Source organism: Nonomuraea sp. B208 (assembly GCF_057536035.1).
This window is the reverse complement of record NZ_BAAJOU010000023.1, coordinates 226555-251259: the sequence shown is the minus strand read 5'-3', so window position 1 is coordinate 251259 and position 24705 is coordinate 226555. Positions and strand designations below refer to the sequence as shown.

The 24705-nt window shown below is 73.0% G+C and carries 22 protein-coding genes; 13 read left to right on the top strand and 9 right to left on the bottom strand.

Translation table 11 applies throughout. The annotated features are described in order from the left end of the window. The first annotated feature begins 149 nt into the window (after positions 1 to 149). Positions 150 to 2060, top strand: coding sequence for a S8 family peptidase (locus AC27IY_RS25030; protein WP_487179337.1), 1911 nt, complete (start codon positions 150 to 152; stop codon positions 2058 to 2060). A gap of 66 nt (positions 2061 to 2126) precedes the next feature. On the opposite strand, the gene glnA is transcribed toward AC27IY_RS25030, so the two are convergent. Next, positions 2127 to 3488 carry a type I glutamate--ammonia ligase gene (glnA, locus tag AC27IY_RS25025; RefSeq protein ID WP_344214506.1) on the bottom strand — a complete coding sequence of 454 codons (1362 nt, stop codon included), beginning with the start codon at positions 3486 to 3488 and terminating at the stop codon, positions 2127 to 2129. Positions 3489 to 3699: 211 nt separating this feature from the next. Here glnA and AC27IY_RS25020 point away from each other — a divergent pair, with 211 nt between their 5' ends. Next, on the top strand, positions 3700 to 4245 hold the full coding sequence (locus tag AC27IY_RS25020; RefSeq protein WP_423452846.1) for an EF-hand domain-containing protein: 546 nt from the start codon (positions 3700 to 3702) through the stop codon (positions 4243 to 4245). Between the two features lie 8 nt (positions 4246 to 4253). Further along, complete coding sequence (locus tag AC27IY_RS25015) at positions 4254 to 5306, top strand: terpene synthase family protein (protein WP_487179336.1); 1053 nt, start codon at positions 4254 to 4256, stop codon at positions 5304 to 5306. Here AC27IY_RS25015 and AC27IY_RS25010 read toward each other — a convergent pair. Then, the gene (locus AC27IY_RS25010; RefSeq protein ID WP_487179335.1) at positions 5297 to 6268 is read right to left on the bottom strand and encodes a DUF5937 family protein; all 972 of its coding nucleotides are present in this window, start codon (positions 6266 to 6268) and stop codon (positions 5297 to 5299) included. The genes AC27IY_RS25015 and AC27IY_RS25010 overlap by 10 nt on opposite strands. A 59-nt stretch (positions 6269 to 6327) precedes the next feature. Here AC27IY_RS25010 and AC27IY_RS25005 point away from each other — a divergent pair, with 59 nt between their 5' ends. The 6 genes from AC27IY_RS25005 (at position 6328) to AC27IY_RS24980 (ending at position 13766) form a co-directional block, all read left to right on the top strand. Then, positions 6328 to 7530 carry an MDR family MFS transporter gene (locus AC27IY_RS25005; RefSeq protein ID WP_344214498.1) on the top strand — a complete coding sequence of 401 codons (1203 nt, stop codon included), beginning with the start codon at positions 6328 to 6330 and terminating at the stop codon, positions 7528 to 7530. A gap of 159 nt (positions 7531 to 7689) precedes the next feature. After that, positions 7690 to 9177 (top strand): BTAD domain-containing putative transcriptional regulator, encoded by a 1488-nt coding sequence (locus AC27IY_RS25000; protein ID WP_487179334.1) that lies wholly within the window; start codon positions 7690 to 7692, stop codon positions 9175 to 9177. Between the two features lie 33 nt (positions 9178 to 9210). Then, positions 9211 to 10986: an NAD+ synthase gene (locus tag AC27IY_RS24995; protein ID WP_423472499.1), complete on the top strand. Its 1776-nt coding sequence runs from the start codon at positions 9211 to 9213 to the stop codon at positions 10984 to 10986. A gap of 40 nt (positions 10987 to 11026) precedes the next feature. Continuing rightward, complete coding sequence (locus tag AC27IY_RS24990) at positions 11027 to 12037, top strand: hypothetical protein (protein WP_487179333.1); 1011 nt, start codon at positions 11027 to 11029, stop codon at positions 12035 to 12037. 4 nt (positions 12038 to 12041) lie between these two features. Next, positions 12042 to 12629 carry a MarR family winged helix-turn-helix transcriptional regulator gene (locus AC27IY_RS24985; RefSeq protein WP_487179332.1) on the top strand — a complete coding sequence of 196 codons (588 nt, stop codon included), beginning with the start codon at positions 12042 to 12044 and terminating at the stop codon, positions 12627 to 12629. 69 nt (positions 12630 to 12698) lie between these two features. Next, positions 12699 to 13766, top strand: coding sequence for a DNA alkylation repair protein (locus AC27IY_RS24980; protein ID WP_487179331.1), 1068 nt, complete (start codon positions 12699 to 12701; stop codon positions 13764 to 13766). Between the two features lie 17 nt (positions 13767 to 13783). Here AC27IY_RS24980 and AC27IY_RS24975 read toward each other — a convergent pair whose 3' ends face one another. Beyond that, the gene (locus AC27IY_RS24975; RefSeq protein WP_487179330.1) at positions 13784 to 14419 is read right to left on the bottom strand and encodes an SDR family NAD(P)-dependent oxidoreductase; all 636 of its coding nucleotides are present in this window, start codon (positions 14417 to 14419) and stop codon (positions 13784 to 13786) included. A gap of 79 nt (positions 14420 to 14498) precedes the next feature. On the opposite strand from AC27IY_RS24975, the gene AC27IY_RS24970 reads away from it, so the two are divergent. Next, positions 14499 to 14864 carry a MerR family transcriptional regulator gene (locus tag AC27IY_RS24970; protein WP_423452854.1) on the top strand — a complete coding sequence of 122 codons (366 nt, stop codon included), beginning with the start codon at positions 14499 to 14501 and terminating at the stop codon, positions 14862 to 14864. Between the two features lie 58 nt (positions 14865 to 14922). Here the strand turns inward: AC27IY_RS24970 and AC27IY_RS24965 are convergent, their stop codons facing one another. Beyond that, positions 14923 to 15678 (bottom strand): TetR/AcrR family transcriptional regulator, encoded by a 756-nt coding sequence (locus AC27IY_RS24965; RefSeq protein WP_487179329.1) that lies wholly within the window; start codon positions 15676 to 15678, stop codon positions 14923 to 14925. 49 nt (positions 15679 to 15727) lie between these two features. On the opposite strand from AC27IY_RS24965, the gene AC27IY_RS24960 reads away from it, so the two are divergent. Both AC27IY_RS24960 and AC27IY_RS24955 read left to right on the top strand, forming a co-directional pair. Then, positions 15728 to 16882: an ABC transporter ATP-binding protein gene (locus tag AC27IY_RS24960; protein WP_487179328.1), complete on the top strand. Its 1155-nt coding sequence runs from the start codon at positions 15728 to 15730 to the stop codon at positions 16880 to 16882. After that, entirely contained in the window at positions 16879 to 17670 is a 792-nt protein-coding gene (locus AC27IY_RS24955; protein ID WP_487179327.1) for an ABC transporter permease, read from the top strand. The genes AC27IY_RS24960 and AC27IY_RS24955 overlap by 4 nt, the downstream gene beginning before the upstream one ends. A 134-nt stretch (positions 17671 to 17804) precedes the next feature. Here AC27IY_RS24955 and AC27IY_RS24950 read toward each other — a convergent pair whose 3' ends face one another. The 3 genes from AC27IY_RS24950 to AC27IY_RS24940 all read right to left on the bottom strand — a co-directional run bounded on the left by AC27IY_RS24950 (position 17805) and on the right by AC27IY_RS24940 (position 21484). Next, positions 17805 to 18413, bottom strand: coding sequence for a TetR/AcrR family transcriptional regulator (locus AC27IY_RS24950; RefSeq protein ID WP_423452857.1), 609 nt, complete (start codon positions 18411 to 18413; stop codon positions 17805 to 17807). 7 nt (positions 18414 to 18420) lie between these two features. After that, positions 18421 to 19971 (bottom strand): MFS transporter, encoded by a 1551-nt coding sequence (locus AC27IY_RS24945; protein ID WP_487179326.1) that lies wholly within the window; start codon positions 19969 to 19971, stop codon positions 18421 to 18423. A 181-nt stretch (positions 19972 to 20152) separates the two neighbouring features. Further along, positions 20153 to 21484, bottom strand: coding sequence for an MFS transporter (locus AC27IY_RS24940; RefSeq protein ID WP_487179325.1), 1332 nt, complete (start codon positions 21482 to 21484; stop codon positions 20153 to 20155). A 174-nt stretch (positions 21485 to 21658) separates the two neighbouring features. On the opposite strand from AC27IY_RS24940, the gene panB reads away from it, so the two are divergent. Continuing rightward, the gene (panB, locus tag AC27IY_RS24935; RefSeq protein WP_423452860.1) at positions 21659 to 22504 is read left to right on the top strand and encodes a 3-methyl-2-oxobutanoate hydroxymethyltransferase; all 846 of its coding nucleotides are present in this window, start codon (positions 21659 to 21661) and stop codon (positions 22502 to 22504) included. A 48-nt stretch (positions 22505 to 22552) separates the two neighbouring features. Here panB and AC27IY_RS24930 read toward each other — a convergent pair whose 3' ends face one another. Together AC27IY_RS24930 and AC27IY_RS24925 are read right to left on the bottom strand one after the other, a co-directional pair. Beyond that, positions 22553 to 23488 carry a serine/threonine dehydratase gene (locus tag AC27IY_RS24930; protein WP_364445832.1) on the bottom strand — a complete coding sequence of 312 codons (936 nt, stop codon included), beginning with the start codon at positions 23486 to 23488 and terminating at the stop codon, positions 22553 to 22555. A gap of 42 nt (positions 23489 to 23530) precedes the next feature. Continuing rightward, complete coding sequence (locus AC27IY_RS24925) at positions 23531 to 24703, bottom strand: trans-sulfuration enzyme family protein (protein WP_487179324.1); 1173 nt, start codon at positions 24701 to 24703, stop codon at positions 23531 to 23533. Positions 24704 to 24705 lie beyond the last annotated feature (2 nt).

The window sequence follows — 24705 nt, the reverse complement described above, 5'->3', positions numbered from 1 at the left end:
CGATTCCTCCGGTAACTCCTTACGCTGGCCCCTCAACGTCAACGGGGAACGTTCCGACGTCGGCCACGGGGAGCCGCGGAGTCGCTGAGCGCTGCTCGCACTCCGCATGAGCGCCGGCGGATGGACCCCCTCTACCCCCCGGAGGTCCAGTGAGACTACGGTCTCTGCTGGCGGGCGCGTCCGTGCTCGCTTTCACCACCACGGGCGCGCTGGTCGCCGCCCCCGCCCACGCCGCGGCGGGCGATCCCGAGATCGCCACGAACGTCACGGCGGAGGTGCGCGGCGGGCACAAGGTACGCGCCGTCATCGAGCTGAAGAAGGGCCAGAGCGTCGACGCCGTGGCCGCCGACACCGAGAAGGCGTCCAAGGGCACCCAGGTCGTCGACAAGAAGCTCTCCGACGACTTCCTGGTCGCCAACCTGGACAAGGCGACGCTGGAGGAGGTCAGGACCGACGACCGCGTCGCCGCCGTCTACGAGGACCGCCTGAGCGTCGCCACGCTCGACGTCAGCACCAAGCTCATCGGCGCCGACAAGGCCAACGCGGCCGGCTGGACCGGCAAGGGCTCGACCATCGCCGTCCTCGACACCGGCATCGACCGCGACCACCCGTTCTTCGCCGGCCGCATCGTCGGCGAGGCGTGCTTCTCCGCCACGTCCACGGACCCGTACTACGGGGCCAAGCCGCTCTGCCCCAACGGCCAGTCGGTCCAGACCGGCGCGGGCGCGGCGGACGCCGAGACCGCCGCCTGCGTCGTGAACGGCGCCAACCAGTGCTACCACGGCACCCACGTGGCGGGCATCGCGGCCGGCAAGAAGGCGGCGGGCGCCCCGTCGAACGGCGTCGCCCCCGAGGCGGGCATCCTGCCCATCCAGGTGTTCACCCGGCTCGACGGCCCGGTCTGCCAGGAGCAGCTGGGCAGGGCCGCGCCGTGCTTCGCCACCTTCGTCTCCGCGCAGAAGGCCGCGCTCCAGTACGTCGACAGCGTGCACGCCGGCAAGAACGTCGTCGCGGTCAACATGAGCCTCGGCGGCGGCGCCAAGCAGACCCGGCACTGCGACACCGACCCGTCGGCCGGCGCGCTGAAGGACGAGATCGTCTGGCTCAAGCAGTTCGGCGTGAGCGTCGTGGTCGCCGCGGGCAACGAGGGCTTCACCGACGGCGTGTCCAGCCCGGCCTGCGTCTCGGCCGCGGTCGCCGTCGGCGCCACCGACGACAAGGACGCCGTGGCGGGCTTCAGCAACCGGGGGGCGCTGCTCGACCTGTTCGCGCCCGGCGTGCAGATCAACAGCGCCGCGCCGGGCGGCGGCTACCGGGTGCTCAGCGGCACCTCGATGGCCGCCCCGCACGTGGCCGGCGCGCTGGCGCTGGTGCGGCAGGCGTACCCGCAGCTGCCCGGCGAGGGCCGGATCGCCAAGCTGCAGGACACCGGCAAGGCCATCACGTACGGCGGCGTGACCACCAAGCGGATCGACCTGACCGCGGCCCTGCCGTCGAAGGCGTCCCCCTCCCCCACCCCGACGCCCACCGGCACCCCGACCCCGGCCCCGTCGGCGACGCCGACCAACACGCCGACCCCCACGCCCACGACCTCGCCCGAGGACGGCCACAGCAACGTCGACCCCGGCATCTACGGCGACCCGCAGCCCGTGCCCGACACCTGCTCGCGCGGCAGGGGCGGCAAGCCGCTGAGCGCCAAGGCGTGGGCCGTGGAGATGCTGCGCGGCAAGGGCTCGCTGAGCGACGCCACGCTGCGCTGCTACCTCACCCTGGCCCAGAACGGCAGCAAGGTCTTCCCCGAGCTGACCGGCGCGGGCACGCTGGGCAAGGCGTACAAGGTGCTGAACACCAAGAGCAAGGCCGCCAAGGCGCTGCTCGACCGTGAGCTGCTGGCCGCCTGGCTCAACTACGCGCACGGCGTGTACGACTCCTCCGCCAAGGTGCACGGCAGGACGACGCTGAAGCAGGCCGTGGCCACCGCCGAGCGGCACCGCGCGGGCAAGAGCGCGGCCGCCATGAAGAAGGCGGCGCTCTACCTGAACCGCCACGTCAACAAGTAGGGCGCCCGTCCGGTCCCGTCCCCACGCGGCCGGGACCGGACGGCCCCGGCCGCGGGACCCGCGGGCTCAGAGGATCGGCAGGTAGCGGCCGAGCTCGAACTCGGTGACGTGGCGGCGGTATTCGCGCCACTCGGCCCGCTTGTTGCGCAGGAAGAAGTCGAAGACGTGCTCGCCGAGCGTCTCGGCCACCAGCTCGCTGCGCTCCATGACCTCGATCGCGTCGTTGAGCGAGCCCGGCAGCGGCTGGATGCCGAGGGCGCGCCGCTCGGCGCTGGTGAGGGTCCACACGTTGTCCTCGGCCGCGGCCGGCAGCTCGTAGCCCTCCTCGATGCCCTTGAGCCCGGCCGCCAGGATGAGCGCGAAGGCCAGGTAGGGGTTGCAGGCGGAGTCGAGCGAGCGGAACTCGATGCGGGTGGAGCCGCCCTTGTGCGGCTTGTACATCGGCACCCGGACCAGGGCCGAGCGGTTGTTGTGGCCCCAGCACACGTAGGAGGGGGCCTCGCCGCCCTGGCCCGCGATGGCCTCGGCGCCGCCCCACAGCCGCTTGTAGGAGTTGACCCACTGGTTGGTGATGGCGGTGATCTCGGCGGCGTGCCGCAGCAGGCCCGCGATGAACGACCGGCCGACCTTGGACAGGCGGTATTCGGAGCCGGCCTCGTAGAAGGCGTTGCGGTCGCCCTCGAACAGCGACATGTGGGTGTGCATGCCGGAGCCGGGGTGCTCGGTGAACGGCTTGGGCATGAACGAGGCCCAGATGCCCTGCTCCAGCGCGACCTCCTTCATGACCAGGCGGAAGGTCATGATGTTGTCGGCCGTGGTGAGCGCGTCGGCGTAGCGCAGGTCGATCTCCTGCTGGCCGGGCGCGCCCTCGTGGTGGCTGAACTCCACCGAGATGCCCATCGACTCCAGCATCATGATCGCCTGGCGCCGGAAGTCGTGTCCTGAGCTGTGCGGCGTGTGGTCGAAGTAGCCGCCGGAGTCGATCGGCTCGGGCCGCATGCCGGCCTCGGGACGGTTCTTCAGCAGGAAGAACTCGATCTCGGGGTGGGTGTAGAAGGTGAAGCCCATGTCGGCGCACTTGGCGAGGGTGCGCTTGAGCACCCAGCGCGGGTCGGCGTGCGAGGGCGAGCCGTCGGGCATCAGGATGTCGCAGAAGATGCGCGCGGCGCCCGGCGTCTCGCTGCGCCAGGGCAGGATCTGGAACGTCGACGGGTCGGGCTTGGCGAGCATGTCGGACTCGTAGACGCGGGCGAAGCCCTCGATGGCCGAGCCGTCGAAGCCCATGCCCTCCGTGAACGCGCCCTCCAGCTCGGCCGGGGCGATGGCGACGGACTTGAGGAAGCCGAGAACATCGGTGAACCAGAGCCGGATGAACCGGATGTCGCGTTCCTCGAGCGTGCGGAGCACGAACTCCTGCTGGCGGTCCAAGGCATCCCCTCATGCAGACAGTACAGGTCTCCTATCAGGATGCCGTGTCCGTGTTTCGCACAGGTTACGGGAGGTCGCGGTGAGGACGCGGTGAGGACGCCCCCGGACGGTCCCGCCGACGGGCCCGCCGACAATGCCGGTGCGAGCCTCGCTGACAAAGCCCCCGCCCCGTCTTACTGTGATCAACGCAGTCAGTCTCGGGGGAGGCAAGGTGGCTATCGACCTGCTCAATCACAAGCTCGATCGGGCCTTCGACCACATCGACGCGAACCGTAACGGGGTCGTCGAGCGTGAGGACCTGCTGGGCCTGGGGGCGCGCATCCTGGTGGGCTTCGGGGAGTCCCCCACCTCGGTCACCGGGGCGAGCCTCGTCGGGAGCTTCGACGGCATCTGGGCCACGCTGGCCCGGACGCTGGAGCGCGACGGCGACTCGGGCATCGCCCGCCCGGACTTCCGCATGGCCATGACGGCCGCGTTCGTGACCGGCGACTCCTACGACGCGGTGTTCCGTCCGGCCACGCAGGCGGTGGCCGAGCTGTGCGACGGCGACCGGGACGGCGACGTCACGATCGGGGAGTTCCGTACGATGCTGAGCGCGTTCGGCGTCGCCTACGACGACGTGGACGCGGCCTTCGACCGGCTGGACCGGGAGGGGCGGGGCACGCTGACCGTGGCCGGCCTGGTCGCGGCCGCCGCCGACTTCTACCGCAGCGCGGACCCGAACGCCGCGGGCAACTGGCTGTTCGGCCCGCTGTGAACGCCCCTGTGAACAACACCGCGAACAACACCGCGGACAACACCGTGAACAACATCGTGAACCAGGCGGAGAGCGCCACGGAGCAGACGGGCACCAACGTGTTCGCCACGGTGCGCACCGCGCTGCGCTCGGTCCTGACCTCGATGATGCCGCTGCCGCGCCGGGGCGGCTCGGCGGCGCTGGCGCTGCTGCCGCTGACCGAGCGGGTGCCCGCGATGGCCGAGCCGTGCCGGATGCACCCTTCCGTGTACGCGATCGAGGCCGCGGTCATCGACTGGGCGCGGCGCACGGGCCTGCGGGCCGATCCGGGCGTCGGCTTCCACCGGATGGCGGCGCGGGCGTTCGCCGAGTTCGACGCGGCCGCGGCGGCGCTGTTCGCGCAGTGGCTGACCTGGCTGTTCCATCTCGACGACGAGCTGGACGAGGGCGAGTGCCCGGTCGAGGTCTTCCAGGGCCTGCTCAGGGGCTCGGCGCGGCATCCGCTGGAGGCGGCCTTCGCCGACCTGTGGCGGGTGACCAGCGCGCGGATGAGCGACCGGTGGCGGGCCAGGTTCGCGGTGGGGCTGCAGCGTCAGCACGACGCCTGCCGCACCGAGGCCGACAACCGGGCGGCTCGCCGCATGCCGACCTTGGAGGAGTACCCGGCGCTGCGCAGGGGCACGGTCGGCCCCTACCTGTACGACCTGGTCGAGCCGTGCCTGCGGGTGGAGGTGCCGGACTGGCTGCACGACTCGGAGCCGTGGCGGCAGCTCGTGGACGCCTGCAGCGACGTCACCGCCTGGTGCAACGACGTCGCCTCGCGGCCGAAGGAGCGCGGCGACGTGCACAACTTCGTGGTGCTCGCGATGCGCCAGCTCGGGCTGGGCGAGCGGGAGGCGACCGCCTGGGTGCTCGACCGGATCGTACGGCGCTGCGAGGACATGCACACGGCCGCCAGGCGGCTGCCGCTGCAGGACCTCGCGCCGAAGGCGGCCAGGGACGTCAGCCTGGTGGCCTGCGCCTACCTGGCCGCGCCGCGCGCCCACCTGGACTGGCTGCTGGAGTCGGCCCGCTACGCCTGACCGGCCAGCATGTCGCCGGCGAGGGTGCGGCGGTAGACGACTTGTTTGCCGACCCGCATCCCGACGGCGAGCCCGCCGCCGCTGAGCACGCCGAGGTGCTGGCTGACCGCGCCAGGAGTGAGGGACATGCGGCCGGCCAGCGCCGAGGTGGTGGCGGGCTCGGCCAGCGCGAGCAGGATCCGCGCCCGGCTGCGCCCGATGAGCGCGGCCAGCGCGCCGGGCGCGGGCGGCGGCCCCTGCTCCCACAGGGTGCCCACGCCCAGCACGGGATAGACGAGCATCGACTGGTACGGGGCCGACATGACGGCCACCGACGGCCAGTGGAACGCGCTGGGCACGAGCACCAGCCCGTCGCCGTGCAGCCCGCCGGTGGCGCACCAGGGCCGGTCCACCAGCAGCCGCTCACCCGTCCAGGTGACGGCCGGGTCGAGCCCGGCGAACAGCTCACTGGCCCCGCCCTGGGCGAGCTGACGGGAGCGGCGCAGCACGTCGCGTTCGAGCAGGGCGTACACGCGGGGCCAGAACTCGGCGAAGCACGTCTCCCAGTACGCCTCCAGCGCGTCGGCCGCCCGCGTCACCGTGGCCTCCGGGTCGGCGGCGAGGCGGTCCAGCACCGCGGGGTCGGCCCGGCCGGCCTCGCGCAGGTGCGCCAGCTCGTCGAGGACCCGCTCGGGCGCGGTGCGCCTGACCCGCTCCAGCTCGGCGGCGAAGTCGGGCAGCGGCGTGTCGGGCGGCGGGGTGAGGAAGTCGGCCAGGTAGCCGGTCGGCGGCACGAGCGCCAGCAGCTCGGTGAGGTCCAGCCCGGCCAGCCGGGGGCGCACGGCCTTGATCCACGGCAGGTGCAGGGACTGGCGGGCCGGCCGCCGCAGGGTGCGCAGACTGGCGACGAGCTCCCACAGCGGGGAGAACGCGAACCGGATGCGGGCCACGTCCTCGGGCCGCATCACCCACGTGATGGACATCGTTTAAGTGTGGGCTAAATCGTTCGCCCGGCCAACTCGGAGGTCGCAGTCTCTGGAGCATGTCGAGCACGTCCGTCGAGAAGCCCCCGTCGTTCCTGCGCGCCCAGGTGGGCGGGCTGCCCCGTCCGTTCTGGGCCCTGTGGGGCGGCACCCTGGTCAACCGCCTGGGCACCATGGTCATGCCCTTCACCGGCGTCTACCTCACCCAGGCCCGCGGCCTGTCGGTGACCGCCGCGGGGCTGGTGATGGGCGTCTTCGGAGTGGGCTCGCTGCTGTCGCAGCCGCTCGCGGGGATGCTGACGGACCGGATCGGGCGGCGGGCGACGCTGTCGGGCGGCATGCTGGCCAGCGGCGCCGCGATGCTCGCGCTGGGCTACAGCGTCTCGCTGCCGGCCGTGCTCGCCTCGATGCTGGTGCTCGGGGTGGTCATCGATCTCTACAGGCCGGCCTCGAACGCGCTGGTCGCCGACCTGGTGGGGCCGGCGGAGCGGCCGCGGGCGTACGGGCTGCTGTTCTGGGGGATCAACCTCGGCTATTCGGTCGGCATGACGGCGGGCGGCTGGCTCGCCGGGCTCGGGTTCCTCTGGCTGTTCTGGATCGACGCGGTCTCCTGCGTGGTCTTCGCGGTGCTGGTGTGGCGGGCCGTCCCGGAGACGCGGCCCGAGGGGGCGCGGCAGGCGACCGGCGGGTTCGGCGCGGTGCTGCGTGACCGGGTGATGGTCGCGTTCACGCTGGTCGTACTGGGCAACGCGCTGGTGTACGCGCAGACGATGACGATGCTGCCGGTGGCCATGACGAAGGCGGCTGGGCTGTCCACGGCCCAGTACGGCACGGCCATGGCGCTCAACGGCGTGCTGATCGTGGTCGTGCAGCCGCTGGTGTCCGGCTGGCTCGGCCGCCGGGATCCGGCCCGTACGTTCGCCCTCGGCCTGGCCGTGATGGGGGCCGGGTTCGCGCTGACCGCGTTCGTCACGAGCACCCTGGGGCTGACGGCGACCATCGCGGTGTGGACGGCCGGCGAGATCGTCACGGCGGGCATCGCCGGCACCATCGTGGCCGCGCTGGCGCCGGAGGAACTGCGCGGCCGGTACGCGGGGCTGTTCGGGCTCGCCTGGTCGGCGGCGGCGGTGCTGGCCCCGCTGCTCGGCGGGCCGCTGCTGGAGCTGGGGCCGCGGGCGCTGTGGTTCACGATCGGCGCGGTCGGCCTGGCCTCGGCCGCCGGCATGCTGGCCCTCGGCCCGGCCATCCGCCGCCGCGCCTGAGCCCCGCTCCGGGTTCTCGTTGAGAAAATTTTGATCTTTTGTTGGCAGTCCGCCGATAATTTTCACCACACGGAAAGGCATCCCCGTGACGACCACGACCAGAACTGTGACAATTCGCCATATGCCGGAACACGTTCTCCCTCTACAGTTACGCCTGACATGCTGACCTTCACCGCTCTCGGACCGTTCCAAGCCTGGACGCACGGTTCCCCTCTCGACCTCGGCGGCCAGAGACAGCGAGCGGTGCTCGCGCGCCTGCTCGTGGCCGGTGGCCGCGCCGTGCCCGTGAACACCCTCATCGACGAGCTCTGGCCGGGCAACCCGCCCGCGCAGGCCCTGTCCACGATCCAGGGCTACGTCTCCCGCCTGCGCCGCGCCCTGGAGCCCGGCCGCGCGCCGCGCGAGGAGGCGGAGGTGCTGGTCTCGGCCCCGCCCGGGTACGCCCTGCGGGCCGGCACCGGGCAGGTGGACGCCTGGCGCTTCGAGAGCCTGGTGAAGTCCGACGGCCCGCCCGCCCAGGTGTGGGCGGACATGGAGACCGCGCTCGGGCTGTGGCGGGGACCGGCGCTGGCCGAGTTCGCCGACCTGAGCTGGGCCGTGACCGAGGCGAGCCGGCTGGAGGAGCTGCGCCTCATCGCCGTGGAGCGGCGGGCCGACGCCGGCCTGGCGCTCGGCCGGGCCACGTCCCTGGTGGCCGACCTGGAGGCGCACGCGGCCGAGCACCCGCTGCGCGAGGAGGCCTGGCGGCTGCTGGCCGTGGCGCTCTACCGGATGGGCCGCCAGGGCGACGCGCTGGCCGCGCTGCGCCGGGCCCGCGCGGTGTGGCGCGACGAGCTGGGCCTGGACCTGACGGCCGGGCTCAAGCGCCTGGAGGCGGACATGCTGGCGCAGCGGCTGGAGGACCCCCCTCCCGCCGCCCCGCCCGCCACTCCCCCTGCCGCCTCCTCCGAAGCCCCGGTTGCCGCGTCCGGCGGCGTGCTGCGTGTGCTCGTCGCCGACGACCAGGCGCTGGTACGGGCCGGCGTCAAGGCCATGATCGCCAGCGATCCCGGCGTCCGCCTGGCCGGCGAGGCGGCCAACGGCGAGGAGGCCATCGCGGGCGTGCGCGCCACCCGGCCGGACGTCGTGCTGCTCGACATCCAGATGCCGCACCTGGACGGCCTGGCCGCCGCCCGCCGCATCCTGGCCGGGGAGGATCCGCCCAAGGTCGTCATGATGACCACGTTCGGCAGCGACGAGAACCTGTACGCGGCGCTGCGGGCGGGCGTGAGCGGCTTCCTGCTGAAGACGGCGCCCCCCGAGCAGTTCCTGGCGGCGATCAGGGCGGCGGCGGCCGGGGACGCGCTCATCGACCCGGCGATGACCACCCGGCTGATCTCGGCGTTCGCCGGGCGCACCGACCCGTCCTCTCCCCCGGCGCTGGCCGGCCTCTCCGACGCCCGGCTCGACGTGCTGAAACTCGTCGCGCGCGGGCTGACGAACCGGCAGATCGGGCAGACGCTGTCGCTGCCGGAGGAGGAGGTCGGAACGCTGGTCAAGTCGCTGCTCGAACACCTGGGGCTGTTCGACCGGGCGCAGCTCGTCATGACGGCGTACGAGTCGGGTTTGGTGACTCCTGGCGAAAAAGCGCACTTTTCGTCGCTTTGACGATAAAAATCGGGGGGTACTAGGCTGGGGCGCGTGGCACAACTGCGCATCGCCCTGGCACAGACGAACCCGACCGTAGGCGACCTGAGCGCCAACGCGGACCGGCTGGTCGAGCAGACCCGCGAGGCCGCCGAGCGCGGCGCTCACCTCGTCGTCTTCACCGAGATGTTCCTCACCGGCTATCCCGTCGAGGACCTGGTGCTGCGGACGTCCTTCGTGGACGCCAGCATCCGCACCCTGGAGCAGGTGGCGCGCAGGCTGCGGGAGGAGGGCCTCGGCGAGCTGCCCGTGGTGGCCGGCTACGTCGACCGCGCCGGCCTCGCCCCCCGCGTCGGCCAGCCGAAGGGCGCCCCGCTGGACGCCGCCGCGGTCCTCTTCCGTGGCGAGGTGGTCGCCCGGACCGCCAAGCACCACCTGCCGAACTACGGGGTGTTCGACGAATACCGCTACTTCGTGCGCGGCGACCGGCTGCCGATCTTCCGGCTGCACGGCGTGGACGTCGCCGTCGCCGTCTGCGAGGACCTCTGGCAGGACGGCGGCCCGGTGTCCGTCGTCGGGCAGGCGGGGGCGGGGCTGCTGGTGGCGCCGAACGCCTCGCCGTACGAGAAGGAGAAGGACGACGTCCGCCTGGAGCTGTGCGCGCGGCGGGCCCGCGAGGCCGGCTGCGCGCTGGCCTACGCCAACCAGGTCGGCGGGCAGGACGAGCTGGTCTTCGACGGCGACTCGCTGGTGGTGGACCGCTCGGGCGAGCTGGTCGCGCGGGCCGGGCAGTTCCGCGAGGAGCTGCTGGTGGTGGACCTCGACGACCTGCCGGTCTCGGACGCGGAGACGGGCTCGTTCCCGTACGACGCGGGCGACGGCACCACGATCACCGTCGACCGCCTGGTGCTGTCGGCCGAGCCCGTCGCGCCCCGCCCGGCCGAGCCCGCGCCCGTCGCCGACCGGCTGGACCCGCACGCCGAGGTCTACTCGGCGCTGGTGCTCGCGGTGCGCGACTACGTCGCCAAGAACGGCTTCCGCTCGGTCATCCTCGGTCTGTCCGGCGGCATCGACTCGGCGCTGACCGCCACGATCGCCGCCGACGCCATCGGCCCCGACCGGGTGCACGTGGTGCTCATGCCCTCGCGCTACTCCTCCGACCACTCCGTGGCGGACGCCGAGGAGCTGGTGCGGCGGCAGGGTCTCCATGCGCGGATCGCGCCGATCGCCGACATCGTGACCGCGTTCGAGAAGGAGATCGAGCTGTCGGGCCTGGCCGCCGAGAACCTCCAGGCCCGGGTGCGCGGCATGATCCTCATGGGGCTGTCCAACCAGAACGGCCACCTGGTGCTCACCACCGGCAACAAGAGCGAGCTCGCGACCGGCTACTCCACCCTCTACGGCGACTCGGCGGGCGGCTTCGCGCCGATCAAGGACGTGCCGAAGACGATGGTGTGGGAGCTGGCCCGCTGGCGCAACGCCCACACCCGCCCCGGCTTCCTGCTGGAGGCCGAGCGGCCGATCCCAGAGAACTCGATCGTCAAGGAGCCGAGCGCGGAGCTGCGGCCGGACCAGCGCGACACCGACTCGCTGCCGCCGTACGAGGTGCTGGACCGGCTGCTCGACGACTACGTCGAGAAGGACATGGGCTCGCAGGAGCTCATCGCCGCCGGGCACGACCCCGAGCTGGTGACGCGGGTGATCCGGCTGGTGGACCTCGCCGAGTACAAGCGCCGCCAGTACCCGCCGGGGCCGAAGATCACGCCGAAGAACTTCGGCAGGGACCGCCGCCTGCCGATCACCAACCGGTGGAGGGAGACCACCGCCTGAGTCTTGTTCAGCATGCTGAACGATTCGCATAATGTTCAGCATGCTGAAGGATTTGCGGGCCGGGCCCGTACTGGTCATTGGCGTGACCGCCGGCGCCGCGCTCACCGGGCTGGTCTGGCTGCTCGGGCAGCGGCTGCAGGGCCTCGCCCTGCTCCCCGACCAGGGCGCCTCCTGGTACTACTGGAAGCTGCCCGAGCCCACCGTCTGGACGCGTGCCTCGGCCTGGCTGTGCTACGCCGCGCACCAGGTCGCGTTCTGGTGGCTCATCCACCGCGCCCAGACCCGCGTCCGCAGCTACACCTCCGGCCTGCACCGGCTCAACGTCGTCGCGCTGGCCGTGAACACCGGCTTCGTCGTCCTCCACCTGCTCCAGACCCAGCTCTTCTACGACGGCCTGGCGCAGGACGTGTCGATCTTCAGCTCGCAGGGGTCGGTGATCCTGCTGCTCGTGGCGGTGCTGCTCATGGAGAACCGGCGGCGCGGCCTGTTCCTCGGCCGGCCGGCGCCCATCAGGCAGGAGATCGTCGCCTTCGCCCGCCGCTACCACGGCTACCTGTTCAGCTGGGCGGCGGTCTACACGTTCTGGTACCACCCGATGGAGAGCACCAGCGGCCACCTCATCGGGTTCATGTACATGTTCCTGCTGCTCCTGCAGGGCAGCCTCTTCCTCACCCGGGCGCACACCAACCGCTGGTGGACCCTCACCCTGGAGCTGGCGGTGGCGGCGCACGGCACGCTCGTGGCCGTCATGAACAGCGGCCCGGACGGGATGTGGCCGATGTTCCTGTTCGGCTTCCTCGGCGTGTTCGTCGTCACCCAGATGCACGGGCTCGGGCTCGGGCGGGGGACGCGGTGGGCGCTCGGGATCGCGTACGCGGCCGGCGCCCTCGTCGTGTACGGCCTGCGCGGGGACCTCTCCGGGGTGTCGGCCGTGGTGCGCATCCCGGCGATCGAGTACCTGCTCGTGGGGGTGCTGGCGGTGCTGCTGTGGCTCGGCCTGCGAGCGGCCCGGCTGGGCCGGCCCCGGGAGACGGCCCGTCTGGAAGAATGAACGGGTGGCGGAGGAACAGCTCACCCCTGGCGACCCGCACGACCCGCTCGCGCAGGCCCCCGGCGACGCTCGTGACACGCTCGCGGACGCGCGCGACCCGCGCACGGACTCCCCCGGGGACCCGCTCATGGACACCGGCGGCGACGCGCGCGACCCGCTCGTGGACGCCCCCGGCGACATGCTCGCGGACGTCAGCTCCTGGCCCGTGGGCCGGCTGCTGTCGGTGGCGGCGCGCCTGGTCGAGCGGCGCTTCCACGACTTCCTCGCCGCCCACCAGCTCTCCCACGCCGGCCTGATCGCCCTGCACCACCTCACCCCCGGGCCACGGACGCAGCGCGAGCTGGCGGCGGCCTGCCGCGTCACCGACCAGACCATGAGCCGCACCATCGAGCACCTGCGCCGCTCCGGCCACGTCGTCAAGCGCGCCGACCCCGGCGACCGCCGCCGCATGCTCGTGGAGCTCACCCCGGCCGGGGACGCGGTCCTCGCCATGGCCCGCGAGAAGGAACGCGACTCCGGCGACCTGCTGGGCGCCGTCGAGGACTACGACCGCTTCCGCGAGGAGCTCATCCGCCTCATCACCGTCACCTGACGGGTCTCCGGCGGGTTGCTGCCGGGTCTCTGCCGGGTTTCTGTCGGTGGCGGCTGGCAGAGTCTCCACGTGGCGCAACCTCTCAAGGACATGATCAACCTCCGGTCCGTCTCCACGCTGGCCGACGGGCTGGCCGCCGCCTGGCCGCCGTTCCCCCGCGACCGGTTCGTGGCGCGCGCCCTCGGCGGGCTCGCCGGGCTGGAGCTGAAGGACCGCGTCAGGCACGTGGCCGACGCCCTGCACGAGGCGCTGCCCCTGCCCTACCCGCAGGCCGCCGCCGTCGTGCGGGAGAGCGCCGCGCACGCGAGGCTCGACCTGTGGAGCGGCTGGCCCGCCACCGAGCACACGGCGGTCCACGGCCTCGACCACCTGCACCCCGCGATGGAGACGCTGGCCACGCTCACGCCCCACGCGACCGGCGAGTTCGCCGTCCGCCCCTACCTCGAACGCCACCGCGACGACGCACTCAAGATCATGCACGCCTGGGCGGAGTCCCCCGACGAGCACCTGCGGCGGCTGGCGTCGGAGGGCACCCGGCCGCGCCTGCCCTGGGCCACCCGCGTGGGCTGGCTCATGACCCCCGGCCCCACGCTGCCCCTGCTCGACCGCCTGCGCGACGACCCCAGCGAATACGTCCGCCGCTCGGTCGCCAACCACGTCAACGACCTCGCCAAGGACCACCCGGAGGCGGCGCTGGCCCTGCTGGCGCGCTGGCGGTCCGACAGCGGCTCCCACGTCGAGAAGGTGCTGCGGCACGCGGTGCGCGGCCTCCTGCGCTCCGGCCATCCCGAGGCGCTCGCCCTGGTGGGAGCCGTGCCCGGCAGCGGCGAGGTGGAGTCGCTGTCCCTGGAGGCCGACACGGTGGCCGTGGGCGGCAAGCTGGCCTTCACCGTCACGGTCACCTCGGGGGCGGCCGGGCCGCTGCTGCTCAAATACGCCGTCCGCCGTCCGGGCTCGCGGCGGGTGTTCCACCTGGGTCAGCGGGAGGCAGCCGCGCCGGGGGCCACGTTCGTGGTGCGCAAGTCCCATTCCTTCCGCCCGGTGACCACCCGCGACGAGCCGCCCGGCCCGCGAGAGCTCGACGTCATACTCAACGGCCGCACCGCCGCGACCACCACCTTCACCCTCACCCCCTGAGGCTTCGGGTCCGGGGGTCAGGCCACGGACCGGCCCGCGTGGAGCACTTCGTGCTGCCACCGGTCGCGGGGCTGGGTGTGCAGGCGCCAGTAGTGCTCGGCGATGTCGTCCGGGTCGAACGGGGTGCCGGGAGCGACCGGGCCCGCCACGGTGACCGAGGCCACGTGCACGCCCGACGGGCCGTACTCCTGGTCCAGCAGCGCCACCAGCGTCCGCACGCCGCTCTTGCCGAGCGACAGGCTCACGTACTGCCGCTCGGGCTCCGGCATGCCGCCGGTGACGAGGAACGTCCCGCCGCCGCGCCCGGCCATCGCGGGCGCCAGGTGCGCGGCGGCGACGAGCGCGCCGACCACGTTGACCGCCCAGGCGTCCAGGTGGGCGCGCATCGTGGCCTCACCCACCGTGTCCGGGCGGATGATCGCCGCGTTGTAGACCACGACGTCCGGAACGCCGAGATCCGCGCGGGCCGCGTCCAATGCGCTCCGCAACGCGCCCTCGTCCGCGCAGTCGGCGCGGTAGCCGCGCGCCCCGGCCACGCCCAAAGTCCTTCCAGTACGGGAGACGAGCGCCACGGCCATCCCCTCGGCCGCGAACCGCCGCGCCACCGACCTCCCGATCCCCGGCCCCGCTCCGATGATCACCGCTCCTGGCATGATCCGCTCCTGTCCGTGCGTTACGACTGAACAGTCGGGACGCTAAGGCGTCACATCCATGTGAACGTCAAGGGAGATCATGAGGATCGGCGAGCTCGCCCGCGCGACCGGGGTGAGCAGACGGCTGCTCCGCTACTACGAGGAGCAGGGCCTGCTGCGGCCGGTGCGGCTGCCCAACGGCTACCGGGAGTACGACGAGGGGCACGTCGCCGCGGTCCGGCACATCCGGGCCCTGCTCGCCGCCGGACTGCCCACGGCGGTCATCGCCCGGCTGCTGAGCTGCGTACACGACGACGAGCGCGGCCGAATGGTGGCCGCGGCCTGCCCCGGCATGCTCAGCCACCTGCGGCGGGAACGCCGACGCATCGCCGACGCCATCGAACGCCTGCAGACGTCCCAGCAAGCACTCGACACCCTCCTCACCACGACCCTCCAGCGCGGTTGAGAGCCCGTCTCCGTCTTCCGGCTCTGGACCGAGGGGGCTCAGAGAGTGGCGGCGCGGTCTAGGAGGCGGTGCCGGCGCGGCGGCGGATGAGGGTTTCGACGCCGTCCAGCAGCAGGTTCAGCCCGAAGACGAAGTCGGCGTCGTCCACCCAGCCCTCGCCGCCGCTCATCGCGCCCGAACGCGCCGCGGCCGCCAGGGCCGGGTAGGCGTCCGGGTCGAGCACCTCGGCCAGCATCTCGCCGTAGTCGGCCGCGCCCGCGACTCCGGCCTCCTCAAGCTGCGGGTCTCCGCCGGCCATGCCGTGGACGAGCGCCGCCTCGGTGAGCGCGTACCCGGTGAGGGCGGTGGCCACGTTCACCTTCTCGCCGTCGTGGAGGCCGGTGCCGCCGAGCGCGGCCAGGGCGCGGTCCAGCCACAGCAGCCGGCGTGGGCCGAGCGGCGGGGCGAGGCGGGCCACCGACAGCAGCCACGGGTGGTCGAGCAGGATGTCGCGCTGGGCCCGGGTCCACACCTCCAGGTACGCCCGCCAGTGCCGCCCCTCCGGCTCCGGCGGCAGCGGAGCGGCGCCGTCGGCCATGGCGGTGAGCAGCTCCTCCTTGCTGCCGACGTACCGATACAGCGCCGTCGCCGCCACGCCCACCCGCGAGGCGACGCTCGCCATCGACACCCCCGCGAGCCCTTCCGCGTCCGCGAGCTCGACGGCGGCGGCGGTGATCGTCGCCAGGTCCAGGCGGGGCCGCGGCCCACGCCGGGTCACCGGCTCGCGCCCCCACATGCGCGCGACGACCGGCGGCAACCGCCGCTCCTCCCCCATGTTCACCCCTCCTTGACTCGCTCCTAGGATTCTGCATTATCGTGAAACTATGAACGCCATACACAGTAGGCCATTAACAGAAGCGATTCACGCCCGTGGGCTGACGAAGTCGTTCGGGGAGACCCAGGTCCTCAACGGGATCGACCTGACCGTGCCGGCGGGCACGCTGCTGGCCCTGCTCGGCCCCAACGGCTCGGGCAAGACGACCACCGTCCGCATCCTGACCACGCTGCTCGCCCCCGACGGCGGCACCGCGACCGTCGGCGGCCACGACGTGATGCGCGAGGGCCGGGCCGTGCGCCGCGTGATCGGCCTGACGGCTCAGCAGGCCACGGTGGACGACCTGCTGACCGGCCGGGAGAACCTGGAGCTGTTCGCCGGGCTGCACCACCTGGGACGCCGTACGGCGCGGCGGCGGGCCGGCGAACTGCTGGAGCGCTTCGACCTGACCGGGGCCGCGGATCGGCGGGTGGAGACGTACTCGGGCGGCATGCGACGGCGGCTGGACCTCGCGGCCGGGATGGTGGCCGAGCCGCGGATCCTGTTCCTCGACGAGCCCACGACCGGGCTCGACCCGCGCAGCCGCGCCGAGCTGTGGGCGGTGATCCGCGAGTTGCTCGCCTCGGGGACGACGATCCTGCTGACCACGCAGTACCTGGAGGAGGCCGACCAGCTCGCCGACCGGGTCGCGGTGATCCACGGCGGGCGGCTGGTGGCCGACGGTTCCCCCGCCGAGCTGAAGCGCCAGGTGGGGACCGAGCGGCTGGTGCTGAGCCTGGCCGGCCCCGAGGACGTACCACGGGCCCGCGCGGCCCTCGCCGCCCTCACCCCCGCCGCCATCACACCCGCCGCCCGACCGGCAGGAGCACGGCAGACGACCGCGCCCCAGGATGGCCGGCAGGCCGCGCAGGGGCACGAGCAGCAGGACAGCCGGCAGAACGCACAGCCGCACGACCAGCAAATCGCACAGTGGCACGAGCAGCAGGCCCGCCGGCAGGACGGCCGGAGAGCCGGGCAGCAGGACGATCAGCGGGCCGGGCAGCAAGCCGGGCGGTCGGAGATCACGCTGGCTGTGCACGGTCCCGGCGACCTGCGGCGCGCGCTGGACGCCCTCCACCGCGCCGCCGTCGAGGTCGAGCGGGTGGAGCTGCGCAGCCCCACCCTCGACGACGTCTTCTTCGAGCTGACGGAGGCCGCGGCATGAGCGCCGTCCACCCGCCCAGAGCGGCCGCGGCGGGCGATCTCTACCGCCTGGTCGTCCGCGACCTGCGCCGCGAGTTGCGCGTCCTCGACGGCCTGATCGTGAACGTCGCCCTGCCCGTGATCATCATGGTCGTCTTCGTGTACGTCTTCGGCGGCGCGATCAGCACCGGCTCCAGCGGCCTGGCGTACATCGACTTCGTGGTCCCCGCGGTGCTGCTCATGTCCGGCGGGTACGGCGCCGCCACGACCGCCATCACCATCGCCGAGGACATGACCGGCGGCATGATGGACCGTTTCCGCACGCTGCCGATCGGCGGCTGGCTGGTGCCCGCGGGGCACGTGCTCGCCTCGGTGCTCCGCAACGTGGTGGCCTGCGGCCTGGCCCTGGCGGCGGCGGTGCTCCTCGGGTTCCGGCCGCACGCCACGCTCACGGAGTGGCTGCTGGTGGCGGCCCTGCTGGCGGGGTACGTGCTGGCGATGTCGTCGCTGGCGGCCGTCTGGGGCCTGCTGGTGCGCTCGACTCAGGCGGCGGGGGCGTTCAGCTTCGTGGTGCTGTTCCTGCCGTACGTGTCGGACGGGGTCGTCCCCGCGGAGACCATGCCGGGCGTGCTGCGCGACTTCGCCGCCAACCAGCCGCTGACGCCGGCCGTCGCGACCCTGCGCTCGCTGCTCCTGGACGAGGTGCCGATGGGGTCGTCGGGGGTGGCGGCGGCGGCCTGGCTGGCGGGCCTGGTGGCACTCAGCCTGCCCGCCGCGGCCCTGCTCTTCCGCCGCCGCACCTCGTCGTGACCCACCCGCCCCGCCGGGACACACCGGCCCGGTGAGGCGGGATCGCCGCGACGCTCGTACGCGATGGGCACGGCCGGCCAGAGCCCCGGGACGCCGCTGTCACACCGCGCGGGCACAGTCAGGCCGGGGCGCTCTCACGCGGCCGGTGGGGCCATGCCGGCGAGGACCATGTCGACGACCCGCTCGGCGAGGTCCTCCGGCAGGTCGCCGGGGCCCCACTTCGACTGCCACATCATGGTGCCGGACAGGATGGCCATGGCCAGGGTGACGTCGAGGTCGGGACGCAGCTCGCCCGTGGCGACGCCGCGTTCGAGCACCTCCCTGAGGGCGCGGCGCCGCGGCTCGACGGCGCGCTCGACGAAGCGCTCCGTCAGCCGCGGGTGCCGGTCGGCCTCGCTCATCGCGATGTTCATCACGCACCGGCCGCGCCGGTTGCCGGAGTCGGCGCGCATGGCGTCGAGCAGGGTGATGAGGTCCTCGCGCACGGAGACGCCGGCGAGCGGCGGCAGCGGCGCCTTGAGGGTGGCCAGGGCGTCGACGACCAGGTCCTCCTTGTTGGACCAGCGCCGGTAGATCGTGGTCTTGCCGACGCCCGCCCTCGACGCGATCGCCTCGATGGACAGCTCGGAGACGCCCATGCCCTCGGCGATCAGGTCGAGGGTCGCCTCGATGATCGCTTTTTCGGCCTTCTCGCTGCGCGGGCGCCCGGCCGGACGGGCGGTCCCTGTTCCCTGGGTGGTCATCGCGGCCTCACACTACCGCTGGTTCCTTCTGCTCCACCTGCTGGACCGGCTTCGGCTTGCCCGGCATCCACCGCGCCACCACGACGACGCCGAGCAGCGCGATCGCGGCCGAGACGAGCGCCGTGACGTGCATGCCGTCGATGAACGCCGCGAACGCCGGCTTGACCAGCGCCTGGCCGCGCTCACCGAGCGCCTCGGCCACGCCCATGGTGGCCATGATGGACTCACCGGCGGCGTGCTGGACGCCGGTCGGCAGACCGGCGAGCACCGGCTCCATCTGCCCACGATAGGTCGACGACAACACCGAGCCGAGCACGGCCACGCCGAGCGCGCCGGCCACCTGGCGGACGGTGTTGCTCATGGCCGAGCCGACGCCGGCCTTCTCCCGGGGCAGCGCTTCCATGATCGCGGTCGTGGCGGGCGGCATGATGTTGGCCATCGCGGCGCCCTGGACGAAGAAGACGACCTCGATGAGCAGGATCGGGGTGTTCTCGGTCATGAAGGCGTAGCTGGTCAGCACCAGCGCTATCACGATCATGCTGACCGTGGCGGCCAGCTTGGCGCCGACGCGCTCGTTCACCCGCTGGCTGAGCGGCGCGAAGATGAGCTGCGCGGCCGCGAACGGGATCATCAGCGCCCCCGCCTGCAGCGCCGAGTAACCCAGCACGATCTGCAGGTAGAAGGTCAGGAAGAACATCCCGCCCATCATCGCGAAGAACACGATGCCCATCATGCCGATGGCCGAGCCGAACTTGGGGTCGGCGAAGCTGCGCACGTCGAAGACCGGGTGGTCGATGCGCCGCTCCCACCAGACGAACACGCCCAGCACCGCCACCCCGGCGAGGGTGGGCACCAGCACCTCGGCGCTGGCCACGGTGCCGAGGTAGCCGCCGCGGATGATGCCGTAGACGAGGGAGACCAGGCCGATGATGGACAGGATCACGCCGACCGGGTCGAGCTTGGACGGCTTCGGGTCCTTCGACTCGGGGACGATCGTGGCGATGAGGATCATCCCGATGACGACGATCGGCACGTTGACGAGGAAGACCGAGCCCCACCAGAAGTGCTGGATCAGCAGGCCGCCGGTGATGGGGCCGATCGCCACGGCGAGGCCCACGCCGCCCGCCCACACGCCGATGGCGCGGCCGCGCTCGGCGGGCGGGAAGACGTTGGAGATGATCGCCAGGGTGGCCGGCATGATCGCCGCGCCGCCGATGCCCATCGCCGCCCTGGCCAGGATGAGCTGCATCGGGTCCTGGGCGTAGGCGCTGGCCAGCGAGGCCAGGCCGAACAGCACCATGCCGACGACCAGCATGCGCTTGCGGCCCGTGCGGTCACCGATCACGCCGAAGGTGAACAACAACCCGGCGAACACCAGGGTGTAGGAATTGATCGCCCATTCCAGCTCGCTCTGCGTCGCGCCCAAGCCGGCGGCGGGATCGGCGATGGTCTTCATCGCCACATTGAGGATCGTGTTGTCGAGCACGACCGCCAAGAGGCTGAACACCAGCACGCCGAGGATGGCCCATCGGCGTGGGTGGCCCGAGTTCGGGTCCATGGAACGTCCTTAATTTCGATACGATTGAGTTTCGCTACGCCAACGTATCGCAAGACATTCCGATACGCAACGGTCCCGTTTCGTAAATTCCGTGTGAACGGCCGGCCCGCTCTCGTCACCGGCGCGTCACGTACGAACGCGCGGCACCGGTGCCCCCGTGGCCCGGCGCCGCGCGATCAACTCAAGGAGCCGGCACCTCCGGAGCCGCCGCAGCGACCGCAGCCGGAGCCGGAGTCGCCGGGGCCGCAGGAACCCCCGGGACCTCCGTGGCCTCCGCGACCGCCGGAGCAGCGGCCGTCTCCTCCGGCGGCGCCGGGACGGCGTCCGCCGCGTCCGGCGACGCGGGGGGCCGGCGGCGCCACAGCGGCAGCGCGGCCAGCACGATGGCCACGCTGGCCAGCCCCGCCACCGTGAACGCCCACGACGATCCCACGCCGTCGATGACCGCCCCCGCGATCGGCGCGGAGGCCGCGCCGCCGATGAGCAGCGCGGTGCCGTGGAGACCCATCGCCTCGCCCCTGGCCGCCGCCGGCACCCGGCCGCTGACGACGTCGACCGTGGACGACAGCGCCGGCGCGCACAGCAGCCCGGCCGGCAGCAGCGCCAGGATCAGCCAGCGCCAGTCGCCGCCCGCCAGCCCGACGGGCACCGTCAGCAGGCCCATGCCCGCGATCAGCGCGAACGGCGAGAAGCCGCGCGACAGCCCGCCGTACACGAAGCCGCCGACCAGCGAATAGACGCACCAGATGCCGACGGCGAGGCCCACCCACTCGGTGTCGCCCGCGTCGGTCATGGTCGCGACCATGGACAGCTCGGTCGCGGTGAGCACGAACGTGGCCGCCGCCACCGTGGCCATCAGCCCGCCGAACGCGGGCGTCAGCCACTCGCGCCGCGCCACCTTGCCGCCCAGCGCCTCGTGCTCCTTCTCGGCCGCCGAGCGGGTGGGCGGGTTGAGCGTGAGCAGGCCGAGGCCCGCGAGCGTCATGCCGACCCCGATGACCGTCATCGTCACGGGGCTGCCCAACGCGGTCAGGCCCGCCACGGCCAGCGCGGGACCGGTCATGTAGGACAGCTCGACCAGCATCGAGTCGAGCGTGAACCCGGTGCGCCGCTGCGGCGCGGGCACCATGGCGGCCAGGCACTGCCGGGTCACGCTGAACACCGGCAGCGCCAGCAGCCCCGCCAGCGCCGCCGCGGCGGCGAGCGCGGGGAACGGCAGCGCCCACGCGCAGGACCAGAACGCCGCCTGCACCGCGGTGGTGACGGCGAGCACGGGACGCAGCCCGTGCCGGTCGACGAGCCTTCCCGACAGCGGCGAGCCGATGGCCATGCCGATCGTGCTCGCCATCGTGACCAGCCCGGCCTTGGCGTAGCCGAGGTGCAGCACCTCGGCCACGTGCAGGGTCAGCGCCATGCCCGTGGCCGTGGCCGGCACCCGGGCGAGCAGCCCCACCAGCAGCAGGGTGGGGACGCCCGGGATTTTGAGCAGCCGTCGGTAAGGGTCGAGAGCCATGGTGTTCGTTACCTCCGCATAGATTGTGGCAACAGGCACCGACACTTTCGCCACTGGGTTTTCCGCGCGGCGCTGCCCTCGCGGCTTTTTGCCCCCTTGACCTCGCGTGCCATCATCGGAAGAGGTCCGGGGACGCCACTGGGGCGCCTCGAGACGGCTCAGGAGGGTTGATCCATGTCCTCTTCCACCACCCCCACCCCCACGACGCTGTACGGCGGCGCCGCCGGCCGCCGCGTCACCGTCCGCGACCTCGCCGCCGCCAAGGAGCGCGGAGAGCGGTGGCCCATGGTCACCGCCTACGACGCCATGACGGCGCGGGTGTTCGACGCGGCCGGCATCCCCGTGCTGCTCGTGGGCGACTCGGCCGCCATGGTCGTCTACGGCTACGACTCCACGCTGCCGGTCACGGTCGACGACCTGCTGCCGCTCACCGCGGCCGTCGTACGCGGCTCGTCGCGGGCGCTGGTCGTCGCCGACCTGCCGTTCGGGTCCTACCAGGCGTCGCCGGCGCAGGCCCTGGAGTCGGCCGCCCGCTTCATGAAGGAGGCGGGCGCGCACGCGGTCAAGCTGGAGGGCGGTCGGCGCATCCTGCCGCAGGTCGAGGCGCTGGTCTCGGCCGGGGTGCCGGTGATGGCGCACCTCGGGCTGACCCCGCAGTCGGTCAACGTCCTCGGCGGCTACCGCGTGCAGGGGCGGGGCCAGTCGGGCGACGAGCTCATGGCCGACGCCAAGGACCTGGAGCGGGCCGGGGCGTTCTCCGTCGTGCTGGAGTGCGTGCCGGCCGAGCTGGCGCACCGGGTGACGACGTCGCTCGCGATCCCGACGATCGGGATCGGGGCGGGGGCGCACACGGACGCGCAGGTGCTGGTGTGGCAGGACCTGATGGGGCTGACGCCGCGGCCGGCGAAGTTCGTCAAGCGCTACGCCGACCTCGCCGGCGACCTGGACCGCGCGGCCCGCGCCTTCGCCGCCGACGTCACCTCCGGCGCGTTCCCCGCCCCGGAGCACACCTACAGCTGACCTCGCGGGCGCGCCGCCCCACGGCGGGGCGGCGCGCCCCGAAGCAGGTCAGAGGCCGGCCGGGTCGGTGTTGGAGCCGCACACGACGACCGCCACCCGCTCCCCCTCCTCCGGCCGGTACGCCCCCGACAGCAGCGCCGCGTACGCCGCCGCCCCCGCGTGCTCGGCCACCACCCGGTGCCGCTCCCACAGGGTGCGCCGCGCCGCCACGATCGCCTCGTCCGGCACCAGCACGCTCCGCACGCGCGGCCCGGACAGGACGCCGAAGGCCAGCCCGCCGATCCTGCTGGCGCCGAGGGCGTCCGCGCCCACCCCGCTCACCCCGACCGGCACCGGCTCGCCCGCCGCCAGCGCCGCGTTCAGCGTGGGGATCAGCTCGGGCTCGACGGCCACGATCCGCGGCCCCGCACCGCCGGCGTCGCCGGTGCCGAGGGTGATGCCGGCCGCGAAGCCGCCCCCGCCGACGGCCACCAGCACGCTGTCCACGCCGCCGGTCTGCTCCATGATCTCCAGCCCGGTCGTGCCCTGCCCGGCGATCACCTCGGGCTGGTCGTAGGCGTGGACGGAGAGCGCGCCCGTCTCGGCGGCGCGCTTGGCCGCCGCCTCCGCCGCCTCGGCGTAGATCGCCCCGGTCTGGGTGACGTGCGCGCCCAGCGCCGCCAGCCCCGCCACCTTGACGGGGCTGGTCACCTCGGGCACGAAGATCTCGGCCCGCACGCCGAGCGTCCGCGCCGCGTACGCCACCGCGAGCCCGTGGTTGCCGCCGCTGGCCGCGATCACGCCGCTGTCCGGCAGCGGGCCCGCCGACAGGATCCGGTTGAACGCCCCGCGCACCTTGAACGACCCGGAGTGCTGCAGCAGCTCCAGCTTCACGAACAACCCCGGCGAGACCTCCAGCACGGGCGTGCGCAGCACGAACCCGGCGATCCGCCGGGCGGCGGCGGCGACGTCCTCACGGGTGACGGCGGTCCCATCGGCGATCATGACATTCTCCCCGGTGTCAGCGCGGACTGTACGCCTCGCAGGCTACGCGAGCGCCTGCGACACGTCGGCCCAGAGGTCCTCGGGATGCTCGATGCCGACCGCGATCCGCACGGTGCCCTCGCCGATGCCGTTCGCCGCCAGCTCCTCGGCGGTCAGCGAGCGGTGCGAGGTGGTCGCGGGGTGCATGACCAGCGTCTCGACCCCGCCGAGCGAGGGGGCGAGCATCGCCAGCCGCACCGCCTTCATGAACCTCTCCCCCGCCGCGCGCCCGCCCGCCAGCTCGAACGAGAACACCCCGCCGAACCCGGGCAGCAGCTTGCGCCCCAGCTCGTACGACGGATGCGAGGCCAGCCCCGGCCAGTGCACCGCCGACACGGCCGGATGCGCGGCGAGCCGCGTGGCCAGGTACTCGGCGTTGGCGCAGTGCCGCTCCATCCGCAGGGCGAGCGTCTGCAGCCCGCGCACCACCAGCCAGGCCGCGAACGGGTCGGCCGCCGCCCCCAGCTCGATCGCGAAGCGCCAGACCCGCTCGTACAGCTCCGCCTGGGCGAAGACGGCCAGGCCGCCGATCACGTCCGTGTGCCCGGACAGGTACTTCGTGGTGGAGTGCACGACGACGTCGGCCCCGTGCTCGATCGGCCGGCACAGCATCGGCGTGGCGAAGGTGTTGTCGACCACGGACAGCAGCCCGAGCTCGCGGGCCGCCGCGCACATGCCGGGCAGGTCGGCGATCAGCGCCGTCGGGTTGCTGATCGTCTCCAGGTAGACGACCTTCGTCTCCGGCCGCCGGGCGGCGCGCAGGGCGGCGGGGTCGTTCTCCGGCACGTACGTGACCTCGATCCCGAACCTGCCCGCGAGCTCGGCCAGCATCGCCGAGGTGCCGCCGTACAGCGCCTGCTGGGCGATGAGGTGGTCGCCGGGCCTGAGCAGGCCGAGCAGGACGGTGTTGATCGCGCCCATGCCGGAGCCGGTGGCGATCGCGCCCGCGCCGCCCTCAAGACCGGAGACGGCCAGTTCCAGCGAGCGGACGGTGGGGTTGGTGTAGCGCGAGTAGACGAACGGCCCGGACGGGTTCCCCATCGCCTCGGCCATGACGGCCGGGTCGGAGAAGGAGAACCCGGAGGTCTGGTAGATCGGCACGGTCATCGGGCGGCTGCCGTCCACCGGCGCCTGGGGGATGTGCACGGTTCTGGTCTCTGGGCGGTAATCGGTCATGC

Excerpts from the sequence above, each read along its gene's own strand:
- AC27IY_RS24925 (WP_487179324.1), bottom strand. The coding sequence starts at position 24,703 with ATGACCGATTACCGCCCAGAGACCAGAACCGTGCACATCCCCCAGGCG.
- AC27IY_RS24950 (WP_423452857.1), bottom strand. The coding sequence starts at position 18,413 with ATGACCACCCAGGGAACAGGGACCGCCCGTCCGGCCGGGCGCCCGCGC.
- AC27IY_RS24975 (WP_487179330.1), bottom strand. The coding sequence starts at position 14,419 with ATGCCAGGAGCGGTGATCATCGGAGCGGGGCCGGGGATCGGGAGGTCG.
- AC27IY_RS25010 (WP_487179335.1), bottom strand. The coding sequence starts at position 6,268 with ATGTCCATCACGTGGGTGATGCGGCCCGAGGACGTGGCCCGCATCCGG.
- AC27IY_RS24940 (WP_487179325.1), bottom strand. The coding sequence starts at position 21,484 with ATGGCTCTCGACCCTTACCGACGGCTGCTCAAAATCCCGGGCGTCCCC.
- AC27IY_RS24970 (WP_423452854.1), top strand. The coding sequence starts at position 14,499 with ATGAGGATCGGCGAGCTCGCCCGCGCGACCGGGGTGAGCAGACGGCTG.
- AC27IY_RS25000 (WP_487179334.1), top strand. The coding sequence starts at position 7,690 with ATGCTGACCTTCACCGCTCTCGGACCGTTCCAAGCCTGGACGCACGGT.
- AC27IY_RS24960 (WP_487179328.1), top strand. The coding sequence starts at position 15,728 with ATGAACGCCATACACAGTAGGCCATTAACAGAAGCGATTCACGCCCGT.
- AC27IY_RS24945 (WP_487179326.1), bottom strand. The coding sequence starts at position 19,971 with ATGGACCCGAACTCGGGCCACCCACGCCGATGGGCCATCCTCGGCGTG.
- AC27IY_RS24990 (WP_487179333.1), top strand. The coding sequence starts at position 11,027 with ATGCTGAAGGATTTGCGGGCCGGGCCCGTACTGGTCATTGGCGTGACC.
- panB (WP_423452860.1), top strand. The coding sequence starts at position 21,659 with ATGTCCTCTTCCACCACCCCCACCCCCACGACGCTGTACGGCGGCGCC.
- AC27IY_RS24965 (WP_487179329.1), bottom strand. The coding sequence starts at position 15,678 with ATGGGGGAGGAGCGGCGGTTGCCGCCGGTCGTCGCGCGCATGTGGGGG.
- AC27IY_RS24930 (WP_364445832.1), bottom strand. The coding sequence starts at position 23,488 with ATGATCGCCGATGGGACCGCCGTCACCCGTGAGGACGTCGCCGCCGCC.
- AC27IY_RS25005 (WP_344214498.1), top strand. The coding sequence starts at position 6,328 with ATGTCGAGCACGTCCGTCGAGAAGCCCCCGTCGTTCCTGCGCGCCCAG.
- AC27IY_RS24955 (WP_487179327.1), top strand. The coding sequence starts at position 16,879 with ATGAGCGCCGTCCACCCGCCCAGAGCGGCCGCGGCGGGCGATCTCTAC.